Source organism: Pseudomonas sp. HMSC063H08 (assembly GCF_001813645.1).
In the GTDB taxonomy this organism is placed as follows: domain Bacteria; phylum Pseudomonadota; class Gammaproteobacteria; order Pseudomonadales; family Pseudomonadaceae; genus Pseudomonas; species Pseudomonas aeruginosa.
Genome location: NZ_KV813411.1, coordinates 71,281 through 89,995, shown reverse-complemented (window position 1 = coordinate 89,995; position 18,715 = coordinate 71,281). Strand labels below are relative to the sequence as shown.

The following is an 18,715-nucleotide window of genomic DNA, read 5'->3' as shown; positions in this document are numbered from 1 at the left end:
GGTCTCAGGTGAGCTTCATGCGATTGCCTTGGAGAAGAACCGATAGCCAAGGCTTTCCAGTTCGCCACGCAGTTCGGGGTAGTTGTAGATGGCGCCATTGAACACCATGGCCAGGCCGAGATCGGGATCGATCATCGGTTGGCCGGAAGCTTCCGCCAGGTCCATGATCTTCAGCCGTCGATGTCCGAGGGCGATCGGGCCCTGGGCATGGAAACCCCAGGCGTCGGGGCCTCGAGGGGCCAGGTGGTGGGTGATGCGTTCGACCGCTGCGAGGTCGGCTGCCTGGTTGTCGAAACGAAACTCTCCTGATATGCCGCACATATTCCTTACCGGTTCTCCGTTGGGGAAGTGGGTTACGTACTCCTTCCGGGTACATGACTTACCTAACAGAGGACCGTTACAGTTGGAAGGAGTTCTATACGAATTTTCCGGGCCTATCAGGACCCTTAACGAAGAATTTATTATGGTTGAAAGTAATAAGACCGCTGCCGATACCTATTCGCTCGCTATTTTCCGCGCCATCCGCCGCCTCCAGCAGGCTGCTGAAATCCACTCCAAGCGTCTCAGCCGATACGGCGGCCTGACCCCGCTGCAATTGCTGATCCTGCATGTCCTGGCGGTGGAGGGAGAACTGACCGCGACGCAACTGGCCAAGCTGGTCAGCCTGTCCCAGGCATCGCTCTCCGGCGTGCTCGACCGCCTCGAAGGACGCGGCCTGCTCTATCGTCGGCGCGACGAACAGGACCGGCGCAAGTCCTGGCTGCACCTCGACCCGGCCGGCCACGAAGCCCTGGCGGAAGCGCCGCCGCTATTGCCGGAGTACGTGATCGAGCGCTTCGCCGCGTTGCCCGAGTGGGAGCGCCACGGCCTGCTGGCCGCGCTGCTGCGCGCGGCCGACCTGTTCGGCCTGCCGGAAGAGGACGTCGAAGAAGAGTGAGGGCGCCAGGTTCGCTACGAAAGACAGTCGCGTCGGCGGTCTTTACCTGGCGAACCTGCCGATGCCTTGCCGGTGCAGGCTGGTGGACAAGCGCGTTGCGGTTATCCGCCCTGCACCATGGCGTGACCTCCGCGTAGGGCGGATAACGCCGTCGGCGTTATCCGCCGACCCAGCGATATCCGCCCGACGACATGGCATGACCGTCGAGCAGGGCGCATGACGCCGCTTCCCCGGTGCCCCGGCCGCCGAGGAAAGCTACCCGCCGTAGAGCTTCTGCGCCGCCAGGGAGAAGCTCACCGCCACCAGCATCAGCGCGAACAGGCGTTGCAGGGTCGGGCCGCCGAGGCGCTGCGCCAGCAGGTTGCCGCCGAGCACGCCGACCGCGCCGCCGGCGGCGAGGCCGCCGAGCAGCGGCAGCGGCGGGTGGGCGCCGGTCAGGTAGATCAGGAAGCCGCCGCCGGAGACCAGCGCGATCACCGCCATCGAGGTGGCGGTGGCGGCCATCATCGACAGCGGGGTGAACCAGAGCAGCCCCGGCACCACCAGGAAACCGCCGCCCACGCCCATCAATCCCGACAGCAAGCCGACCGCCAGGCCGATGCCGAGCAGCGGCAGGCTCCGTGCCTGGTCGCTGGCCTCGCGTTTCATCCCGGCGCCGCGCCACATGCGCCAGGCCGACCAGAGCACCAGCAGGCAGAAGGCGACGATCAGCACGCCTTCCGGGACGAAGCGGCCGAGCCATTGGCCGACGGCGTTGCTCGGCAGGCCGGCCAGCGCCAGGACCAGCACCGGCCGCCAGGCCACCTGGCCCTGGCGCGCGCGCGGGATGGCGCCGATCAGCGCCGACAGGGCGACCGCGCCGAGGCTCACGCCGATGGCGTCGCGCAGCGGCAGGTGCAGGCTGAGCAGCAGGGGCAGGGCGACCAGCGAGCCGCCGGCGCCGGTGAGGCCGAGCAGCAGGCCGAGAACGGCGCCGATGCCCAGGGATTCGAAGAGCAGTACATCCATCGTCGATCAACTGTTTCCGCGGGTGAGCCAGCCGGTGGTCCGGTATGGCCTGCGTGTGCGGCAGGCTCGAAGGGTAGCGCAAATCGGTGCGCCCGGGGCTTCAGCCGCGCTGCCCACGCACCAGGTCACGCAGCAGGAAGCGGTTCGGGTGGCAGGCCTCGGCCACCGCGCGCGGCAGCGGCAGCGGCTCGCCGCAGATCCACGCCGCCAGCAGTTCGCCGGACAGCGGCGCGCTGATCAGCCCGCGCGAGCCGTGGCCGCTGTTCAGGTACAGGCCTGGCAGCCAGGGGCAGGCCCGCTCCGGCACCTGGCGGGCGTCGCGGGCGAGCACCGCGTAGGCCTCGTCGAAGGCCGTGCGCTCGGCCAGCGGGCCTACCAGGGGCAGGTAGTCGGGGCTGGTGCAGCGGAATGCCGCGCGGCCTTCCAGGCGCTCCAGCGGCAGGTCGTCGGCGCCCAGGCGCTGCAGCAGGTCGGGGGATATTTCCCGCAGCAGTTCGAGGTTGCCCTGGTGTTCGGCGAGGGTCGGCGCCAGGTCTTCGCTCTTGAAGTCGAAGCTGGCGCCGAGGGTGTGTTCGTCGCCACGCGGCGGTGCGACGTAGCCCTCGGCGCAGACCACGGTGCGCAGCGCCCGGCTTTGCGGGGTGGCCGGCAGGCGGGTGACCTGCCCGCGAATGCGCTTCAGCGGTAGCTCGGCGGCGGGCGGGAAGTCGCGGATGTCGGCGGCGGTGGCGAGGATCGCGAGTGGCGCGCGGGCCAGGCATTCGTCGCCGGCGTAGGCGCACCAGTCGTCGCCCTCGCGGCGCAAGCGTACAGCCCGGCCGCTCAGCAGGGTGATCCCGGGGGTGGCGGCCAGGGCCTGGCACAGCGCGGGCGGATGGACCCAGCCGGCTTCGGGATAGAACAGGCCGCCGGCGGGCAGGGCGACGCCGGCGAGGCACTCGGCCTGCTCGCGGTCCAGGCCGTGCAGCAGGTCGGCGGGGAAGGCTGCGGCCAGTTGCGCCTGGCGTTGCGCTTCCTTGGCGTCGAAGGCCAGTTGCAGTACGCCGCAGGCGTCCCAGTCGTGGCCGCGCCGCAGGCGTTCGAGCAGCCGGCGGGTATGGCCGAAGCCGCTGAGCACCAGGCGCGACAGCGGCGTGCCGTGGGCCGAGAGTTTCAGGTAGAGCACGCCCTGGGGGTTGCCCGAGGCTTCCCGGGCGAGGCCGGGATGGCGTTCGATCAGGGTCACCTGCCAGCCGCGCGCGGCGAGGCTGGCGGCGCTGGCGCAGCCGGCCAGGCCGCCGCCGACCACCAGTGCCGCGCGGCGCCCGGCGTGGGGCGCGGGGCGTGCGTACCAGGGCTTACCGGCGTTCGCCGGCGGCCCTTGGTAGGTGCCGCTGAGCATCTCGCGCTTCTGTCCGTAGCCCGGTACCCGTTGCATGGCGAAACCGGCCTCGACCAGCCCGCGGCGAACGAAACCGGCGCTGGTGAAAGTGCCCAGGGTCGCCTGCGGCGCCGACAGTCGCGCCAGTTCGGCGAACAGTACGGGCGACCACATGTCCGGGTTCTTCGCCGGGGCGAAGCCATCGAGGAACCAGGCGTCGACCCGCGCGTCGAGCTGCGGCAGGCACTCCAGGGCATCGCCCAGCAGCAGGGTCAGGCCGACCCTTCCGCCCGCGAACGCCAGGCGCTGGAAGCCCGGGTGCACGGCAAGGTACTGGCCCAGCAGGGCCTCGCTCCAGGGCGCCAGTTCCGGCCATAGCGCCAGGGCGCGGCGCAGGTCGGCGGCGGCGAGGGGGAATTTCTCCACGCTGACGAACTCCAGGCGCGCGCCGGCCGGCGCGACCCGCTCGAACAGCTGCCAGGCGCAGAGGAAATTCAGTCCGGTGCCGAAGCCGGTCTCGCCGATGCACAGCACCTCGCCGTCGCCCAGCGCGGCGAAGCGCTCGGCCAGGCGGTTGGTGGCGAGGAACACATGGCGCGTCTCGTTGAGCCCGGAATGCCGGGAAAAATATACGTCGCCGAAGGCGCGGGATAGCGGCTGGCCGTTTTCGTCCCAGTCGAGCTGGGCATGCTGGAAGTCGGACATGGCAGAACCTGAAAAAGCGGATGGCGCATTTTACGGGGCTTTGCCGGCCAGCGGCGAGGCGCTGCGCGAACATGCCGCGGCGCCGCGCAGACAGCCGCACGCCGATCCGCTACCTTGAAGGACTCAGGTTAAGGGAGACCTCCATGTTCGAATCCGCGGAAGTTGGCCACAGCATCGACAAGGACACCTACGAGAAGGCCGTCATCGAGTTGCGCGAAGCGCTGCTCGAGGCGCAGTTCGAGCTCAAGCAGCAGGCGCGCTTCCCGGTGATCATCCTGATCAACGGCATCGAGGGCGCCGGCAAGGGCGAGACGGTCAAGCTCCTCAACGAGTGGATGGACCCGCGCCTGATCGAGGTGCAGAGCTTCCTCCGTCCCTCCGACGAGGAGCTGGAGCGGCCGCCGCAGTGGCGCTTCTGGCGGCGCCTGCCGCCCAAGGGGCGGACCGGTATCTTCTTCGGCAACTGGTACAGCCAGATGCTCTACGCGCGGGTCGAGGGGCATATCAAGGAGGCCAAGCTGGACCAGGCCATCGATGCCGCCGAACGCTTCGAACGCATGCTCTGCGACGAAGGCGCGCTGCTCTTCAAGTTCTGGTTCCATCTCTCCAAGAAACAGTTGAAGGAGCGTCTCAAGGCGCTGGAGAAGGACCCGCAGCACAGCTGGAAGCTCAGTCCGCTGGACTGGAAGCAGAGCGAGGTCTACGACCGCTTCGTGCATTACGGCGAGCGCGTGCTGCGCCGCACCAGCCGGGACTACGCGCCCTGGTACGTGGTGGAAGGCGCGGACGAGCGCTACCGCGCCCTGACCGTCGGCCGCATCCTTCTCGAAGGGTTGCAGGCCGCGCTGGCCACCAAGGAGCGCGCCAAGCGCCAGCCGCACGCCGCACCGCTGGTGTCGAGCCTGGACAACCGTGGCCTGCTGGACTCCCTGGACCTGGGCCAGTACCTGGACAAGGACGCCTACAAGGAGCAGCTCGCCGCCGAGCAGGCGCGCCTGGCCGGGCTGATCCGCGACAAGCGCTTCCGCCAGCATTCGCTGGTCGCGGTGTTCGAGGGCAACGACGCGGCCGGCAAGGGCGGCGCCATCCGCCGCGTTACCGACGCGCTGGACCCGCGCCAGTACCATATCGTGCCGATCGCCGCGCCGACCGAAGAGGAGCGCGCGCAGCCCTATCTCTGGCGCTTCTGGCGGCACATCCCGGCGCGCCGCCAGTTCACCATCTTCGACCGTTCCTGGTACGGCCGCGTGCTGGTGGAACGCATCGAGGGCTTCTGCGCTCCGGCCGACTGGCTGCGCGCCTATGGCGAGATCAACGACTTCGAGGAGCAGCTCAGCGAGTACGGGATCATCGTGGTGAAGTTCTGGCTGGCGATCGACAAGCAGACCCAGATGGAGCGCTTCAAGGAGCGCGAGAAAACCCCCTACAAGCGCTACAAGATCACCGAGGAAGACTGGCGCAACCGCGACAAGTGGGACCAGTACGTGGACGCGGTGGGCGACATGGTCGACCGTACCAGCACCGAGATCGCGCCCTGGACCCTGGTCGAAGCCAACGACAAGCGCTTCGCCCGGGTCAAGGTGCTGCGCACCATCAACGACGCCATCGAGGCGGCGTACAAGAAGGACAAGTGAGGCCTGCCGGAATGCGGCGCCGTCCTCTCCAGGGGATGGCGACGCATACGCCGGATGAATGATCGGTGCCTCGCGCGATTGCCTCGCCTTATCCTCGCTCGATCCGGCCGCTGCCCCGGCGGCCGCCCGACAATAACAGCGAGGGTTCCCCCATGCGTGAAGTGGTGATCGTCGACAGCGTCCGGACCGGCTTGGCCAAGTCCTTCCGCGGCAAGTTCAACCTGACCCGGCCGGACGACATGGCCGCCCACTGTGTCGACGCGCTGCTGGCGCGCAACGACCTCGACCCGCTGCTGGTGGATGACTGCATCGTCGGCGCCGGCTCCAACGAAGGCGCCCAGGGCCACAACATCGGGCGCAACGTGGCGGTGCTCTCCGGCCTCGGCATCCAGGTGCCGGGGATGACCCTCAACCGCTACTGTTCCTCCGGCCTGCAGGCGATCGCCATCGCCGCCAACCAGATCGCTTCCGGTTGCAGCGAGGTGATCGTCGCCGGCGGCGTCGAGTCGATCACCCTGACCCTGAAGAGCGTCAACACCGACCACCTGGTGAACCCGCTGCTGCAAAGGGAGGTGCCGGGCATCTACTACCCCATGGGGCAGACCGCCGAGATCGTCGCCCGTCGCTACGGCATCACCCGCGAGGCCCAGGACGCCTACGCCCTGCAGAGCCAGCAGCGGATGGCGCGAGCCCAGGCGGACGGGCTGTTCGCCGACGAGATCGTGCCGATGACCACCCGCTACGCGGTGGAGGACAAGGCCAGCGGCGAGAAGCAGGTGCTCGACGGAGTGGTCGACCGCGACGACTGCAACCGCCCGGACACCACCCTCGAAGGCCTGGCCTCGCTGAAGCCGGCGTTCGCCGAGGACGGTTCGGTCACCGCCGGCAACGCCTCGCAACTCTCCGACGGCGCCTCGATGACCCTGCTGATGAGCCTGGAGAAAGCGCTGGCGCTGGGCCTGGAGCCGAAGGCCTTCTTCCGTGGCTTCACCGTGGCCGGCTGCGAGCCGGACGAAATGGGTATCGGTCCGGTGTTCTCGGTGCCGAAGCTGCTCAAGGCGAAGGGGCTGAAGATCGCCGACGTCGATCTCTGGGAACTCAACGAAGCCTTCGCCTCGCAGTGCCTGTACTGCCGCGACCGGCTGGAGATCGACAACGAGAAGTACAACGTCAATGGCGGCTCCATCGCCATCGGCCACCCGTTCGGCATGACCGGCTCGCGCCAGGTCGGTCATCTGGTCCGCGAACTGCGCCGGCGCAACCTGCGCTACGGCGTGGTGACCATGTGCGTCGGCGGCGGCATGGGCGCCAGCGGGCTGTTCGAAGCCGTACGCTGAGCCCGTGCGCGACGGCGGGCCCCGCAGGCCGGGGTTCGCCTCATGGGTTTTATTTACATGACGCTCCGTGCCATCCCCGGCGACTCGCGCTAGGCTAGGCGCCTTTTTCCTTGCATAGGGATGTAGCGATGTCCACCGAGCCCAACTCGCCGTTCGTCGACGACCCGCTGAGCGCCGTCGATGCACGGATTCTCGGCAGCCTCGTCGAGAAGCAGGCGACCACTCCGGAAACCTATCCGCTGACCCTCAATGCCCTGGTCCTGGCCTGCAACCAGAAGACCAGCCGCGATCCGGTGATGAACCTCACGCCCGGCCAGGTCGGCCAGAGCCTGCGCCAGCTCGAGGGGCGCGGCCTGGTCAGGCTGGTGATGGGCAGCCGCGCCGACCGCTGGGAGCACACCCTGGGCAAGGGCCTGGAATTGGTGGCGCCACAGGTGGCGCTGCTCGGCCTGCTGTTCCTGCGTGGTCCGCAGACCCTCAACGAACTGCTCACCCGCAGCAACCGCCTGCACGATTTCGACGACGTCGAGCAGATCCGCCACCACCTGGAACGCCTCGCCGGCCGTGGCCTGGCCGTGCACCTGGAGCGTCGCGCCGGGCAGCGCGAGGAGCGCTACATGCACCTGCTCGGCAGCCAGGCCGACCTCGAGGCCGCCGTGGAGGCGATGGGCAGCGACCCGGAACGCGCCGCGCCGGCCGCTCTGTCGGCCGATGCGGAAGCGCGGATCGCCGAGCTGGAGACGCGCCTGGCGGCGCTGGAGGAGCGCCTGGCCAGGCTCGAAGGAGGGGCGTGATATCGCGGGTGGGCGCAATCGGTGACATGCAGGTTCCGGCGGATAACCGCGAGCGGTTGTTCGCCCTACGGCCCGCAGTGACTTTGTGGGCGGCGCTGCCTGTCGGGTAGGGCGCATAACGCCAGCGGCGTTATCCGCCGATGCGCCGCCCCGCAAGGCGAACGCCAACCCAAAAAAGCCCGGCTATTGCCGGGCTTTTTCATGCGCGCGCGTCGGTGGCCGATCAGGCCTCCGGCTGTACCGGCACGTGGATCAGTTGCAGGCGCTCGCTGCTCCAGGCACGGGTGCTGTTGGTCAGCTCGATGTCGTTGTTCAGCTTGCGCCCGTAAGACGGCACGATTTCCTTCAGGCGTGCCTGCCACTCGGGGGTGGCGACCTTGTCCTTGAAGGCCTTCTCCAGCACCGACAGCATGATCGGCGCGGCGGTCGAGGCGCCCGGCGAGGCGCCGAGCAGGGCGGCGACGGAGCCGTCGGCGGCGGTCACCACTTCGGTGCCGAATTGCAGTACGCCGCCTTTCTCGGCGTCCTTCTTGATGATCTGCACGCGCTGGCCGGCCTGTACCAGCTTCCAGTCCTCGTCGCGGGCTTCCGGGAAGTACTCGCGCAGCGAGGCCATGCGGTCGTCCTGGCTGAGCATCAGCTGGCCGATCAGGTACTGGCTGAGATCGAAGTTGTCGATGCCGGCGTTGAACATCGGGCCGATGTTGCTGCTGGTCACCGAGCCCGGCAGGTCCCACAGCGAGCCGTTCTTCAGGAACTTGGTGGAGAAGGTGGCGAACGGACCGAACAGCAGAACCGGCTTGCCGTCGATCATGCGGGTGTCGAGGTGCGGCACCGACATCGGCGGCGAGCCCACCGAAGCCTTGCCGTAGACCTTGGCCAGGTGGCGCTTGACCACGTCCGGGTTGGTGGTGGCGAGGAACGAACCGCCCACCGGGAAGCCGGCATAGCCTTCGGCCTCGGGGATGCCGGACATCTGCAGCAGCTTCAGCGCGCCGCCACCGGCGCCGATGAAGACGAACCTGGCCTTGACGCTGGTTTCCTTGTCGCCGTTGGCCAGGTCGGCCATGGTCACGGTCCAGGTGTTGTCGTCGTTGCGCTTGAGGTCGCGGACCTCATGTTGCAGGCGCAGCTTGAAGGTGTCCTTGGCCGACAGCGAGCCCACCAACTGGCGGGTGATCTCGCCGAAGTTGACGTCGGTGCCGATCGACATGCGCGTGGCGGCGATCTTCTGCCCCGGCTCGCGGCCTTCCATCACCAGCGGCACCCACTGCTTGATCTGCTCGGGGTCTTCCGAGTACTCCATGCCGCGGAACAGCGAGCTGTGCTGCAGGGCGGCGTGGCGCTTCTTGAGGAAGGCGACGTTGTCGTCGCCCCAGACGAAGCTCATGTGCGGGACGTTGTTGATGAACGACTTCGGATCGTTCAGCACCTTGCGGTCGACCTGGTAGGCCCAGAACTGCTTGGAGATCTCGAAGTTCTCGTTGATCGCCACCGCCTTGCTGATATCCATCGAGCCGTCCGCGGCCTCGCTGGTGTAGTTCAGTTCGCAGAACGCCGAGTGACCGGTGCCCGCGTTGTTCCAGCCGTTGGAGCTTTCCTCGGCGACCTTGTCCAGGCGCTCGACCATCTCGATGGTCCAGCCCGGTTCCAGTTCGTTCAGATAGGTACCCAGGGTGGCGCTCATGATGCCGCCACCGATCAGGAGCACGTCGACCGGTTTTTCCGATTCGACGCTGTTTTTGGAGCAACCCAGCACGCTGACGCACAAAAGCATCAATAAGATTTTTTTCATGGATTTACCGCTAGAAAACGTGGAGAAGCGTGGATACGCACGACGTGGCAGGTATTCACCGGGTGAATGATACTGGAACTCACCCCCGATGTGAGTGCGTTCACATGCGGTGACATTTGCCTCGGCGTTCCGCCGAGAATACTTGCCTTCCCTTTCTTGAACGTTTCAGCCGCCGGGAAATAAATTCCGCGCCTGTATCGTTTCAGTGGGAACCCGGCGCCTGGATTTCCGCCGATTGGCGCATCCTGCGGATATACGCGTCGATTTCCCGCTCCGCGTCGAAACGGGTGAAGTAGGGACCTTCCAGGGGCCCTTCGCGGGTGGAGAAGAAGTACTGGCCATTCACCGAACTTATGCGATCGCTGCGGAAGCGGGTGGCCGGGACGGGATCGGTGGAACGTTTCCCCAACATGGCGGCGACTCCTGGATGGCGGGCCAAGGTGATTTCAGTGTAGGCGGGGGTTGGCCGGGCGGCAGGCCGGCGGACGAAAGGAGACGGATTTCCAGGCGAAGGGTTGGGTATTCTATTTTTGGTTATAAGAAAATCTTAATTTATTCTTTTTAACGTCGAACGGCCTTGGGCATAGTGGGTTCCAACACGAACAAGGAGTGACCCCATGAGCCTCAGACTCGGCGACATCGCCCCCGATTTCGAACAGGATTCCAGCGAAGGGCGCATCCGCCTCCACGAATGGCTGGGCGACAGCTGGGGCGTGCTGTTCTCCCACCCGGCCGACTTCACCCCGGTGTGCACCACCGAGCTGGGCTTCACCGCCAAGCTCAAGGACCAGTTCGCCCAGCGCGGGGTCAAGGTCCTGGCGCTGTCGGTGGACCCGGTGGACTCGCACCTGAAGTGGATCGACGATATCAACGAGACCCAGGACACCCGGGTCAACTTCCCGATCATCGCCGACGCCGATCGCAAGGTCTCCGAACTCTACGACCTGATCCACCCGAACGCCAACGACACGCTGACCGTGCGTTCGCTGTTCATCATCGACCCGAACAAGAAGGTGCGCCTGATCATCACCTACCCGGCGAGCACCGGGCGCAACTTCAACGAGATCCTCCGGGTGATCGATTCGCTGCAACTGACCGACGAGCACAAGGTCGCCACGCCGGCCAACTGGGAGGACGGCGACGAGGTAGTGATCGTGCCTTCGCTGAAGGACGAGGAAGAGATCAAGCGGCGTTTCCCCAAAGGCTACCGCGCGGTGAAGCCCTACCTGCGCCTGACGCCCCAGCCCAACCGCTGAGGCCGGATTCGTCCCGCCTGCATGGGCAGGCACGGCAGGCGGGACTTTTTATTCGACGGTGCGTGCCGTCATGCAACGCTGTTTAGCCACGAGCAGGGTTTTTGGCCGGTTTCGACCGGCCCTCTTTTTTATGTGCGCCAGCGCGTCGCCGCGACGCTTTCTATCCGCCATCCGTTTCCGAAACCGGCTCTGACTTGCCCGCCAGACGGGGAGAAGGCTCGCTCATCCACCTCCTTCCAGGAGCAGACGCATGATCGCCGCTCTCCGTCGCTGCCGGGCCTGGCTGGCCCTGCTCGCCGTTCTTGCCGTGTTTCCCGCGGCCGAAGCCGCCGACGCCCCCGCTGAAATCCGTCTCGACTATGCCTACTACGCCCCCACCAGCCTGGCGCTCAGGAAGTTCGGCTGGCTGGAGAAAAGCCTGGACGGCAGCGGAACCCGGGTGCGCTGGGTGTTCAGCCAGGGCAGCAACCGTTCCCTGGAGTACCTCAACGCCGGCAGCGTCGATTTCGCCTCGACCGCCGGCCTCGCCGCGGTACTCGCGCGGGCCAACGGCAGCCCGGTACGTACCGTATACGTCGCCAGCCGCCCGGAGTGGACCGCGCTGCTGGTGCGCAAGGATTCGCCGATCCGCAGCCTCGCCCAACTCAAGGGGCGCAAGGTGGCTGCCACCAAGGGCACCGATCCCTACCTGTTCCTGCTCCGCAGCCTGCACAGCGTGGGCCTGGACAAGAACGACCTGCGTATCGTCCACCTGCAGCATCCCGACGGCCGGGTAGCCCTGGAGAAGGGCCAGGTCGACGCCTGGGCCGGGCTCGATCCGCACATGGCGGCCAGCGAGTTGCAGGCCGGCTCGCGGCTGCTCTACCGCAACCTCGGCTTCAACAGCTACGGCGTGCTCAATGTCCGCGAGGATTTCGCCGAAGGCCATCCGCAACTGATCCGCCAGGTGCTGGCGGCCTACGAGCAGGCGCGCCACTGGGTGATCGGGCATCCCGACGAGGCCGCGCAACTGCTTGCCGAGGAAGCCGGCCTGCCGCTGGAAGTGGCTCGCCTGCAACTGTCGCGCACCGATTTCAGCCAGCCGCTGCCGGGCGCCGAACAGGTCGCCGCGCTCAAGGCCGCGGCGCCGATCCTGGCGGACGAGCGCCTGGTGCGGCCGGGCGTGGACGTGCAGAAGGTGGTCGACGAACTGATCGCGCCGCAGTGGGCCGCCGAGGTCATCGGCGGTGCCCCGTTGGCGCGCACGGAGCCCTGAGCCATGGTCAGCCAGAGCCTGCGACTGGCCCGGCGAGTCTCGCGCCGGGCGTGGCGACTGCGCGTGCCGGGCGCCTGGCGGGCCTGGGCCTTGCCGCTGCTGGCGCTATCGTCGTGGGAAGCGCTGGTGCGCCTGGGCTGGCTGCCGGCCTACCAGATGCCGGCGCCGAGCGGCATCCTGCTGACCCTGGTGGAACTGGCCCGCGGCGAACTGTGGGGGCATGTCGGCGCGAGCCTGGCGCGGGTCGCCGCCGGCTTCGCGATCGGCAGCGGCCTGGCCCTGGCGGTCGGAACCTGGGTCGGCCTCAGTCGTCGCGCCGAAGCCTACCTCGAGCCGAGCTTCCAGGCCCTGCGGGCGATCCCCAGCCTGGCCTGGGTGCCCTTGCTGCTGCTCTGGTTCGGCATCGACGAGACGCCAAAGATCGTCCTCATCGCCCTCGGCGCCTTCTTCCCGGTCTACCTCGCGCTGGTCGCCGGGGTACGCGGGGTTGATCGCAAGTGGGTGGAACTGGGGCGGCTCTACCGTTTGTCGCGCTTCGCCCTGGTCCGCCGCATCCTCCTTCCGGCGGCGCTGCCGAACCTGTTCACCGGCCTGCGCGGGGCGCTCAGCCTGAGCTGGATGTTCCTCGTCGCGGCGGAGCTGATCGCCGCCACCCAGGGCCTCGGCTACCTGCTCAGCGACGGTCGGGAAACCTCGCGTCCGGACCTGGTGATCGCCGCGATCCTGGTCCTGGCGGCCCTCGGCAAGCTCAGCGATGGCCTGCTCCGCTCGCTGGAGCGCCGGGCCCTGCGCTGGCGCGACAGCTTCGACGGGGAGGGCGGCGCATGAGCGGCCTGCTCGACCTGCTGGAGATTCGCAAGGCCTATGGCGATACGCGGGTGCTGGAGGGCGTGGCGCTGTCGCTGGCGCCCGGCGAGGTGGTCAGCCTGCTCGGCCCCAGTGGTTGCGGCAAGAGCACCCTGCTGCGGATCGCCGCCGGACTGGACGATGACTTCCAGGGCACTGTCGAACGCAACCCGATCCTCGGCTTCGGCCCGGACGGCGAGAACGGCCGCAGCGGCGGAATCGGCGTGGTGTTCCAGGAGCCGCGCCTGTTGCCCTGGCTGACGGTGGCGCAGAACGTCGGTTTCGCCGACGGCTGGCTGGAGGACGAGCACTGGGTCGAGCGCCTGCTCGCCGATGTCGGACTGGCCGGCTGCGGAGGATTGCTGCCCAAGCAATTGTCCGGCGGCATGGCGCAGCGCGCGGCGATCGCCCGCGGTCTCTACGGACGGCCGCAGGTGCTGTTGCTCGACGAGCCGTTCAGCGCGGTCGACGCCTTCACCCGCATGCGCCTCCAGGACCTGCTGCAGGACGTGGTGCAGAACTACGAGATCAGCGTCCTGCTGGTCACCCACGATCTCGACGAGGCGTTCTATCTCGCCGACCGCGTGCTGCTGATGGGCGGCCGTCCCGGACACATCCGCCGCGAGTTCCACGTACCGCTGGCGCGTCCCCGCGATCGCCGGGCGGTGGAGCTGGCCTACTTGCGCGGCGAGGCCCTGACCGAAATGCAGCGGGCGCACGTGCTCTGAGGCAAGACCCCGAGCGGGTTCTTATATTCTTTATGGAATAAATAAATGAATAAAAAACATTTATTGGAATATGAGGCCGCCTGTTAAGGTCTATGCAACTTGGTTAGCAAGCCAAACGAATATTCTGTTTTCCGGTTATAAGGAATCCCCCCATGCTCGTCGTTTCCATCGCCGGAAGTCCCAGCGTACGCTCCCGCTCCGGGGTGTTGCTGGAGCGTGCCAGGGACTGGCTGAGCCGTCGCGGCGTCGAGGTGGCCAGCCACCAGGTGCTGGATTTTCCCGCCGAGGACCTGCTGCGTGCCCGCCTCGACAGTCCGCCGGTACTGGCGCTGGCCGAGCAGATCGGCCGCGCCGACGGCCTGCTGGTCGCCACCCCGGTGTACAAGGCCTCGTTTTCCGGCGCGCTGAAGGTCCTGCTCGACCTGTTGCCCGAGCGCGCCCTGGAGCACAAGGTGGTGCTGCCGTTCGCCACCGGCGGCAGCAGCGCGCACATGCTGGCCGTGGACTACGCATTGAAGCCGGTACTGGCCGCGCTCAAGGCCCAGGAGGTGCTGCACGGCGTATTCGCCGTGGACAAGCAGATCGCCTACGCCACCGAGAGCGACCCGGCGCGCCTGGAGCCGGTCCTCGAGCAGCGCCTGGAAAACGCCCTGGAAACCTTCCACCTGGCCCTCTCGCGACGGCCGCAGCCGATCGACCCGCAGTTGCTCAACGAGCGCCTGGTGAACGCCCGCTGGAGCATCTGATCCGTCCGCCGCCAGCGCACGCGCGCCGCGGCCCGATTGCACAACGCACACACGACGACCTCACTGTTCCGTCAACGGCGCGGCAGGTTCGGCACCCACAACGACAAAGGAGAGCGCCATGCGCACCATCGCTTTGCGTCGTGGACTGGCGGCCCTGCTGGTGGCGGCCCTGTCCTACGGCGTCCAGGCCGACGAGAAGTCGGCCAACACCCTGCGGATCGGTTATCAGAAATACGGCACCCTGGTCCTGCTCAAGGCCCGCGGCACCCTGGAGAAACGTCTCGCCGAAGACGGCGTGAAGGTGCAATGGACCGAGTTTCCCGGCGGCCCGCAATTGCTCGAGGGACTCAATGTCGGCAGCATCGACTTCGGCGTGACCGGGGAAACCCCGCCGGTATTCGCCCAGGCCGCCGGCGCCGACCTGCTCTACGTGGCCTACGAACCGCCGGCGCCGACCAGCGAGGCGATCCTCCTGCCGAAGGACTCGCCGATTCGTTCGGTGGCCGAGCTGAAGGGCAGGAAAGTCGCCCTGAACAAGGGCTCCAACGTGCATTACCTGTTGGTCCGCGCCCTCGAGCAGGCCGGCCTGAAGTACAGCGACATCCAACCCGTCTACCTGCCGCCGGCCGACGCCCGCGCCGCCTTCGAGCGCCACAGCGTCGACGCCTGGGTGATCTGGGACCCCTACCAGGCCGCCGCCGAGAAGCAGTTGTCCGCGCGGGTCCTGGTGGATGGTCGCGAGCTGGTCGACAACCACCAGTTCTACCTCGCCACCCGGACTTACGCGCAACGGCATCCGCAGGTGCTCGACAAGCTGGTGGACGAGATCCGCCAGGTCGGCGACTGGTCGCGGGCCAACCCGCAGCAGGTGACCGAGCAGGTCGCGCCGCTGCTCGGGTTGCCCGCCGACATCACCCTGACCGCGGTGAAGCGCCAGGGCTACGGCGCGCAGTTGATCACCCCGGCGGTGGTCGAGGCGCAGCAGAAGATCGCCGACACCTTCACCCAGCTGAAGCTGATTCCCAAACCGCTGAGCATCAAGGACGTGATCTGGACGCCATCGGCCGGCAAGGTCGCCAGCGCCCCCTGAGCCCGTACCGCCCACATACCGACACGATCATCGCGCGGCTACGCCACGCCGGCGCGCTCACCCTGGAGTCAATTGCGATGAGCCTCGAGATTTTCTGGTTCCTTCCCACCCACGGCGACGGCCACTACCTGGGCACCACCCAGGGCGCCCGTGCCGTCGACCACGGCTACCTGCAGCAGATCGCCCAGGCCGCCGACCGCCTGGGCTTCGGCGGCGTACTGATCCCCACCGGACGTTCCTGCGAGGACTCCTGGCTGGTCGCCGCCTCGCTGATCCCGGTAACCCAGCGCCTGAAGTTCCTCGTCGCGCTGCGTCCCGGGATCATTTCGCCGACCGTCGCCGCGCGCCAGGCGGCGACCCTGGACCGGCTGTCCAACGGCCGCGCGCTGTTCAACCTGGTCACCGGCGGCGATCCCGACGAACTGGCTGGCGACGGCCTGCACCTGAGCCACGCCGAACGCTACGAGGCCTCGGTCGAATTCACCCGCATCTGGCGTCGCGTGCTGGAGGGCGAGACCGTCGACTACGCCGGCAAGCACATCCAGGTGAAGGGGGCCAAGCTCCTCTATCCGCCGTTGCAGCAGCCGCGTCCGCCGCTGTACTTCGGCGGCTCCTCGGAGGCCGCCCAGGACCTCGCCGCCGAGCAGGTCGAGCTGTACCTGACCTGGGGCGAGCCGCCGGCGGCGGTTGCCGAGAAGATCGCCCAGGTACGCGAGAAGGCCGCCCGCCAGGGCCGCCAGGTGCGCTTCGGGATCCGCCTGCACGTGATCGTCCGCGAGACCAGCGAGGAAGCCTGGCAGGCCGCCGATCGCCTGATCGCGCACCTCGACGACGACACCATCGCCCGCGCCCAGGCCTCCCTGGCGCGCTTCGACTCGGTCGGCCAGCAACGCATGGCCGCGCTGCACGGCGGTTCGCGCGACAACCTGGAAGTCAGCCCCAATCTCTGGGCCGGCGTCGGCCTGGTACGCGGCGGCGCCGGCACCGCGCTGGTCGGCGACGGACCGACGGTGGCGGCGCGGGTCAGGGAGTACGCCGAGCTGGGCATCGATACCTTCATCTTCTCCGGCTACCCGCATCTGGAAGAGTCCTACCGGGTCGCCGAACTGCTGTTCCCGCACCTCGACGTGCAGCGCCCGGCGCAGCCCGAGGGACGCGGCTACGTCAGCCCGTTCGGCGAGATGGTGGCCAACGACATCCTGCCCCGGCAGGCCGCGCAGAGTTGAGAGCGGTCGGAGCGAACGACATGAGCATTTCCAAACGACTGGCCGAGCGCCTGGCGCCCTGGGCGCTGCCGCTGGTCCTGCTGGCGGTGTGGCAGGCGGCGGTGGAGTTCGGCTGGCTGTCCAGCCGCATCCTCCCCGCGCCCAGCGCCGTGCTCGAGGCCGGCTGGGCGCTGCTGCGCAGCGGCGAGATCTGGCAGCACCTGGCGATCAGCGGCTGGCGCGCGGCGATCGGCTTTCTCATCGGCGGCACCATCGGCCTGGTGCTGGGCTTCGTCACCGGTCTGTCGAAGTGGGGCGAACGCTTCCTCGACAGTTCGGTGCAGATGATCCGCAACGTGCCGCACCTGGCGCTGATCCCGCTGGTGATCCTGTGGTTCGGCATCGACGAGTCGGCGAAGATCTTCCTGGTCGCCCTCGGCACGCTGTTCCCGATCTACCTGAACACCTACCACGGCATCCGCGGCATCGACCCCGGCCTGCTGGAGATGGCGCGCAGCTACGGGTTGTCCGGCTTCGCCCTGTTCCGCCAGGTGATCCTGCCCGGCGCGCTGCCGTCGATCCTGGTCGGGGTGCGCTTCGCCCTCGGCTTCATGTGGTTGACCCTGATCGTCGCCGAGACCATTTCCGCCAGCTCTGGCATCGGTTACCTGGCGATGAACGCCCGCGAGTTCCTGCAGACCGACGTGGTGGTCCTGGCGATCCTGCTCTATGCCGTCCTCGGCAAGCTCGCCGACCTCGCCGCCCGCGGTCTGGAACGCGTCTGGCTACGCTGGCACCCGGCCTACCAGGTCAAGGGAGGTGGCGCATGAATGCCCACAACGCCGCCCTTGGCGGCACTCCGCAGCGCCTCAAGCGCGGTATCCCGCTGGCCCTGCGCGGAGTGGCGCGGCGCTTCGGCGAGCGCGAGGTGCTCAAGGACATCGACCTGCTGGTTCCGGCCGGGCAGTTCGTCGCCATCGTCGGCCGCAGCGGCTGCGGCAAGAGCACCCTGCTGCGCCTGCTGGCCGGCCTCGACCAGCCCAGCCGCGGCGAGTTGCTGGCCGGCTCGGCGGCGCTGGCCGAGGCCCGCGAGGACACCCGGCTGATGTTCCAGGACTCGCGCCTGCTGCCGTGGAAGCGGGTGATCGACAACGTCGGCCTCGGCCTGCGCGGCGACTGGCGGGCGAAGGCCCTGCAGGCGCTGCGGGCGGTCGGCCTGGCCGAGCGTGCCAACGAGTGGCCGGCGGCCCTGTCCGGCGGGCAGAAGCAACGCGTCGCGCTGGCTCGCGCGCTGATCCACGAGCCGCGCCTGCTGTTGCTCGACGAGCCGCTCGGCGCGCTCGATGCGCTGACCCGGATCGAGATGCAGCAACTGATCGAAGGACTCTGGCGCGAACACGGTTTCACCGTCCTGCTGGTCACCCACGACGTCAGCGAGGCGGTGGCGGTGGCCGACCGGGTGATCCTTATCGAGGACGGCGAGATCGGCCTCGACCTGCCGGTGGAACTGCCCCGGCCGCGCTCGCGTGGCTCGGCGCGACTGGCCGCGCTGGAAGCCGAAGTGCTCAACCGGGTGCTGGCGCAGCCGGAGCTGCCGCCGCAACCCGAACCCGTTTCACCCCTGCCCACGCAACTGCGCTGGGCGCTCTAAGCAACCATGCCTCGTTCCGAATCCCCCCAGGAGAAACGCCATGACCATCAAAGCCATCAACGTTCGTAACCAGTTCAAGGGCACCGTGAAGGAAATCATCGAAGGGCCGGTGCTCTCCGAGATCGACGTGCAGACCGCCGCCGGGATCGTCACTTCGGTGATCACCACGCGTTCGGTGAAGGAACTGGAGCTGGCCATCGGTAGCGAAGTGATCGCCTTCGTCAAGTCCACCGAGGTCTCCATCGCCAAGCTGTGACGCTGGCTGCGCCGCGCTTGCGGCGGCGAGAAGGGCGGGGACCCCGATGGGGCCCCGCCTTTTTTCGTCGCGTATCGGCAAGGCCGGCCGGTGGCGACGGCTGGCGTGGGTC

At 67.9% G+C, this 18,715-nt stretch carries 19 protein-coding genes and 1 pseudogene; 15 read left to right on the top strand and 5 right to left on the bottom strand.

Going from position 1 to position 18,715, the window contains the following annotated elements; translation table 11 throughout:
• Positions 1 to 30: 30 nt before the first annotated feature.
• A pseudogene (locus HMPREF2924_RS09470) lies at positions 31 to 321 on the bottom strand (N-acetylglutaminylglutamine amidotransferase); the annotation flags it as partial.
• Positions 322 to 463: 142 nt separating this feature from the next.
• Here HMPREF2924_RS09470 and HMPREF2924_RS09465 point away from each other — a divergent pair.
• On the top strand, positions 464 to 937 hold the full coding sequence (locus HMPREF2924_RS09465; RefSeq protein ID WP_003091943.1) for a MarR family winged helix-turn-helix transcriptional regulator: 474 nt from the start codon (positions 464 to 466) through the stop codon (positions 935 to 937).
• A gap of 255 nt (positions 938 to 1,192) precedes the next feature.
• Here HMPREF2924_RS09465 and HMPREF2924_RS09460 read toward each other — a convergent pair whose 3' ends face one another.
• Positions 1,193 to 1,945 (bottom strand): sulfite exporter TauE/SafE family protein, encoded by a 753-nt coding sequence (locus HMPREF2924_RS09460; RefSeq protein WP_003117537.1) that lies wholly within the window; start codon positions 1,943 to 1,945, stop codon positions 1,193 to 1,195.
• 100 nt (positions 1,946 to 2,045) lie between these two features.
• Positions 2,046 to 4,010, bottom strand: coding sequence for a bifunctional tRNA (5-methylaminomethyl-2-thiouridine)(34)-methyltransferase MnmC2/FAD-dependent 5-carboxymethylaminomethyl-2-thiouridine(34) oxidoreductase MnmC1 (mnmC, locus tag HMPREF2924_RS09455; protein ID WP_003130179.1), 1,965 nt, complete (start codon positions 4,008 to 4,010; stop codon positions 2,046 to 2,048).
• On the opposite strand from mnmC, the gene HMPREF2924_RS34180 reads away from it, so the two are divergent.
• The 4 genes from HMPREF2924_RS34180 to HMPREF2924_RS09440 all read left to right on the top strand — a co-directional run bounded on the left by HMPREF2924_RS34180 (position 4,009) and on the right by HMPREF2924_RS09440 (position 7,775).
• Positions 4,009 to 4,128, top strand: coding sequence for a hypothetical protein (locus HMPREF2924_RS34180; protein WP_003091936.1), 120 nt, complete (start codon positions 4,009 to 4,011; stop codon positions 4,126 to 4,128). The genes mnmC and HMPREF2924_RS34180 overlap by 2 nt on opposite strands.
• A gap of 25 nt (positions 4,129 to 4,153) precedes the next feature.
• Positions 4,154 to 5,644 carry a polyphosphate:AMP phosphotransferase gene (gene pap, locus HMPREF2924_RS09450; RefSeq protein ID WP_003091935.1) on the top strand — a complete coding sequence of 497 codons (1,491 nt, stop codon included), beginning with the start codon at positions 4,154 to 4,156 and terminating at the stop codon, positions 5,642 to 5,644.
• A 152-nt stretch (positions 5,645 to 5,796) separates the two neighbouring features.
• Positions 5,797 to 6,981, top strand: coding sequence for a thiolase family protein (locus HMPREF2924_RS09445; RefSeq protein ID WP_003102299.1), 1,185 nt, complete (start codon positions 5,797 to 5,799; stop codon positions 6,979 to 6,981).
• Between the two features lie 128 nt (positions 6,982 to 7,109).
• Positions 7,110 to 7,775, top strand: coding sequence for a YceH family protein (locus HMPREF2924_RS09440; protein WP_003091932.1), 666 nt, complete (start codon positions 7,110 to 7,112; stop codon positions 7,773 to 7,775).
• 223 nt (positions 7,776 to 7,998) lie between these two features.
• Here HMPREF2924_RS09440 and HMPREF2924_RS09435 read toward each other — a convergent pair whose 3' ends face one another.
• Both HMPREF2924_RS09435 and HMPREF2924_RS09430 read right to left on the bottom strand, forming a co-directional pair.
• Positions 7,999 to 9,570 (bottom strand): malate:quinone oxidoreductase, encoded by a 1,572-nt coding sequence (locus HMPREF2924_RS09435; protein WP_003091930.1) that lies wholly within the window; start codon positions 9,568 to 9,570, stop codon positions 7,999 to 8,001.
• Positions 9,571 to 9,772: 202 nt separating this feature from the next.
• The gene (locus HMPREF2924_RS09430) at positions 9,773 to 9,982 is read right to left on the bottom strand and encodes a DUF6316 family protein (RefSeq protein WP_003130181.1); all 210 of its coding nucleotides are present in this window, start codon (positions 9,980 to 9,982) and stop codon (positions 9,773 to 9,775) included.
• A gap of 205 nt (positions 9,983 to 10,187) precedes the next feature.
• On the opposite strand from HMPREF2924_RS09430, the gene HMPREF2924_RS09425 reads away from it, so the two are divergent.
• From HMPREF2924_RS09425 to HMPREF2924_RS09380, 10 genes are all read left to right on the top strand, one after another.
• Positions 10,188 to 10,826, top strand: coding sequence for a peroxiredoxin (locus HMPREF2924_RS09425; RefSeq protein WP_003091927.1), 639 nt, complete (start codon positions 10,188 to 10,190; stop codon positions 10,824 to 10,826).
• Positions 10,827 to 11,076: 250 nt separating this feature from the next.
• Positions 11,077 to 12,081: an aliphatic sulfonate ABC transporter substrate-binding protein gene (locus tag HMPREF2924_RS09420; protein ID WP_003130184.1), complete on the top strand. Its 1,005-nt coding sequence runs from the start codon at positions 11,077 to 11,079 to the stop codon at positions 12,079 to 12,081.
• 3 nt (positions 12,082 to 12,084) lie between these two features.
• Positions 12,085 to 12,909, top strand: a complete 825-nt coding sequence (locus tag HMPREF2924_RS09415) for an ABC transporter permease (protein ID WP_003091924.1) — start codon at positions 12,085 to 12,087, stop codon at positions 12,907 to 12,909.
• Entirely contained in the window at positions 12,906 to 13,655 is a 750-nt protein-coding gene (locus HMPREF2924_RS09410) for an ABC transporter ATP-binding protein (protein WP_003091922.1), read from the top strand. Before HMPREF2924_RS09415 ends, HMPREF2924_RS09410 begins: the two co-directional genes overlap by 4 nt.
• A 152-nt stretch (positions 13,656 to 13,807) precedes the next feature.
• Complete coding sequence (gene ssuE, locus HMPREF2924_RS09405; protein ID WP_003091915.1) at positions 13,808 to 14,401, top strand: NADPH-dependent FMN reductase; 594 nt, start codon at positions 13,808 to 13,810, stop codon at positions 14,399 to 14,401.
• A 118-nt stretch (positions 14,402 to 14,519) separates the two neighbouring features.
• Positions 14,520 to 15,491, top strand: a complete 972-nt coding sequence (locus HMPREF2924_RS09400) for a sulfonate ABC transporter substrate-binding protein (protein WP_003111308.1) — start codon at positions 14,520 to 14,522, stop codon at positions 15,489 to 15,491.
• 77 nt (positions 15,492 to 15,568) lie between these two features.
• Positions 15,569 to 16,717, top strand: a complete 1,149-nt coding sequence (gene ssuD, locus HMPREF2924_RS09395) for an FMNH2-dependent alkanesulfonate monooxygenase (RefSeq protein WP_003091910.1) — start codon at positions 15,569 to 15,571, stop codon at positions 16,715 to 16,717.
• Positions 16,718 to 16,737: 20 nt separating this feature from the next.
• Positions 16,738 to 17,526 (top strand): aliphatic sulfonate ABC transporter permease SsuC, encoded by a 789-nt coding sequence (gene ssuC, locus HMPREF2924_RS09390; RefSeq protein ID WP_003091909.1) that lies wholly within the window; start codon positions 16,738 to 16,740, stop codon positions 17,524 to 17,526.
• Complete coding sequence (gene ssuB, locus HMPREF2924_RS09385; protein WP_003102311.1) at positions 17,523 to 18,347, top strand: aliphatic sulfonates ABC transporter ATP-binding protein; 825 nt, start codon at positions 17,523 to 17,525, stop codon at positions 18,345 to 18,347. Before ssuC ends, ssuB begins: the two co-directional genes overlap by 4 nt.
• 40 nt (positions 18,348 to 18,387) lie before the next feature.
• Entirely contained in the window at positions 18,388 to 18,603 is a 216-nt protein-coding gene (locus tag HMPREF2924_RS09380) for a TOBE domain-containing protein (RefSeq protein ID WP_003091900.1), read from the top strand.
• Positions 18,604 to 18,715 lie beyond the last annotated feature (112 nt).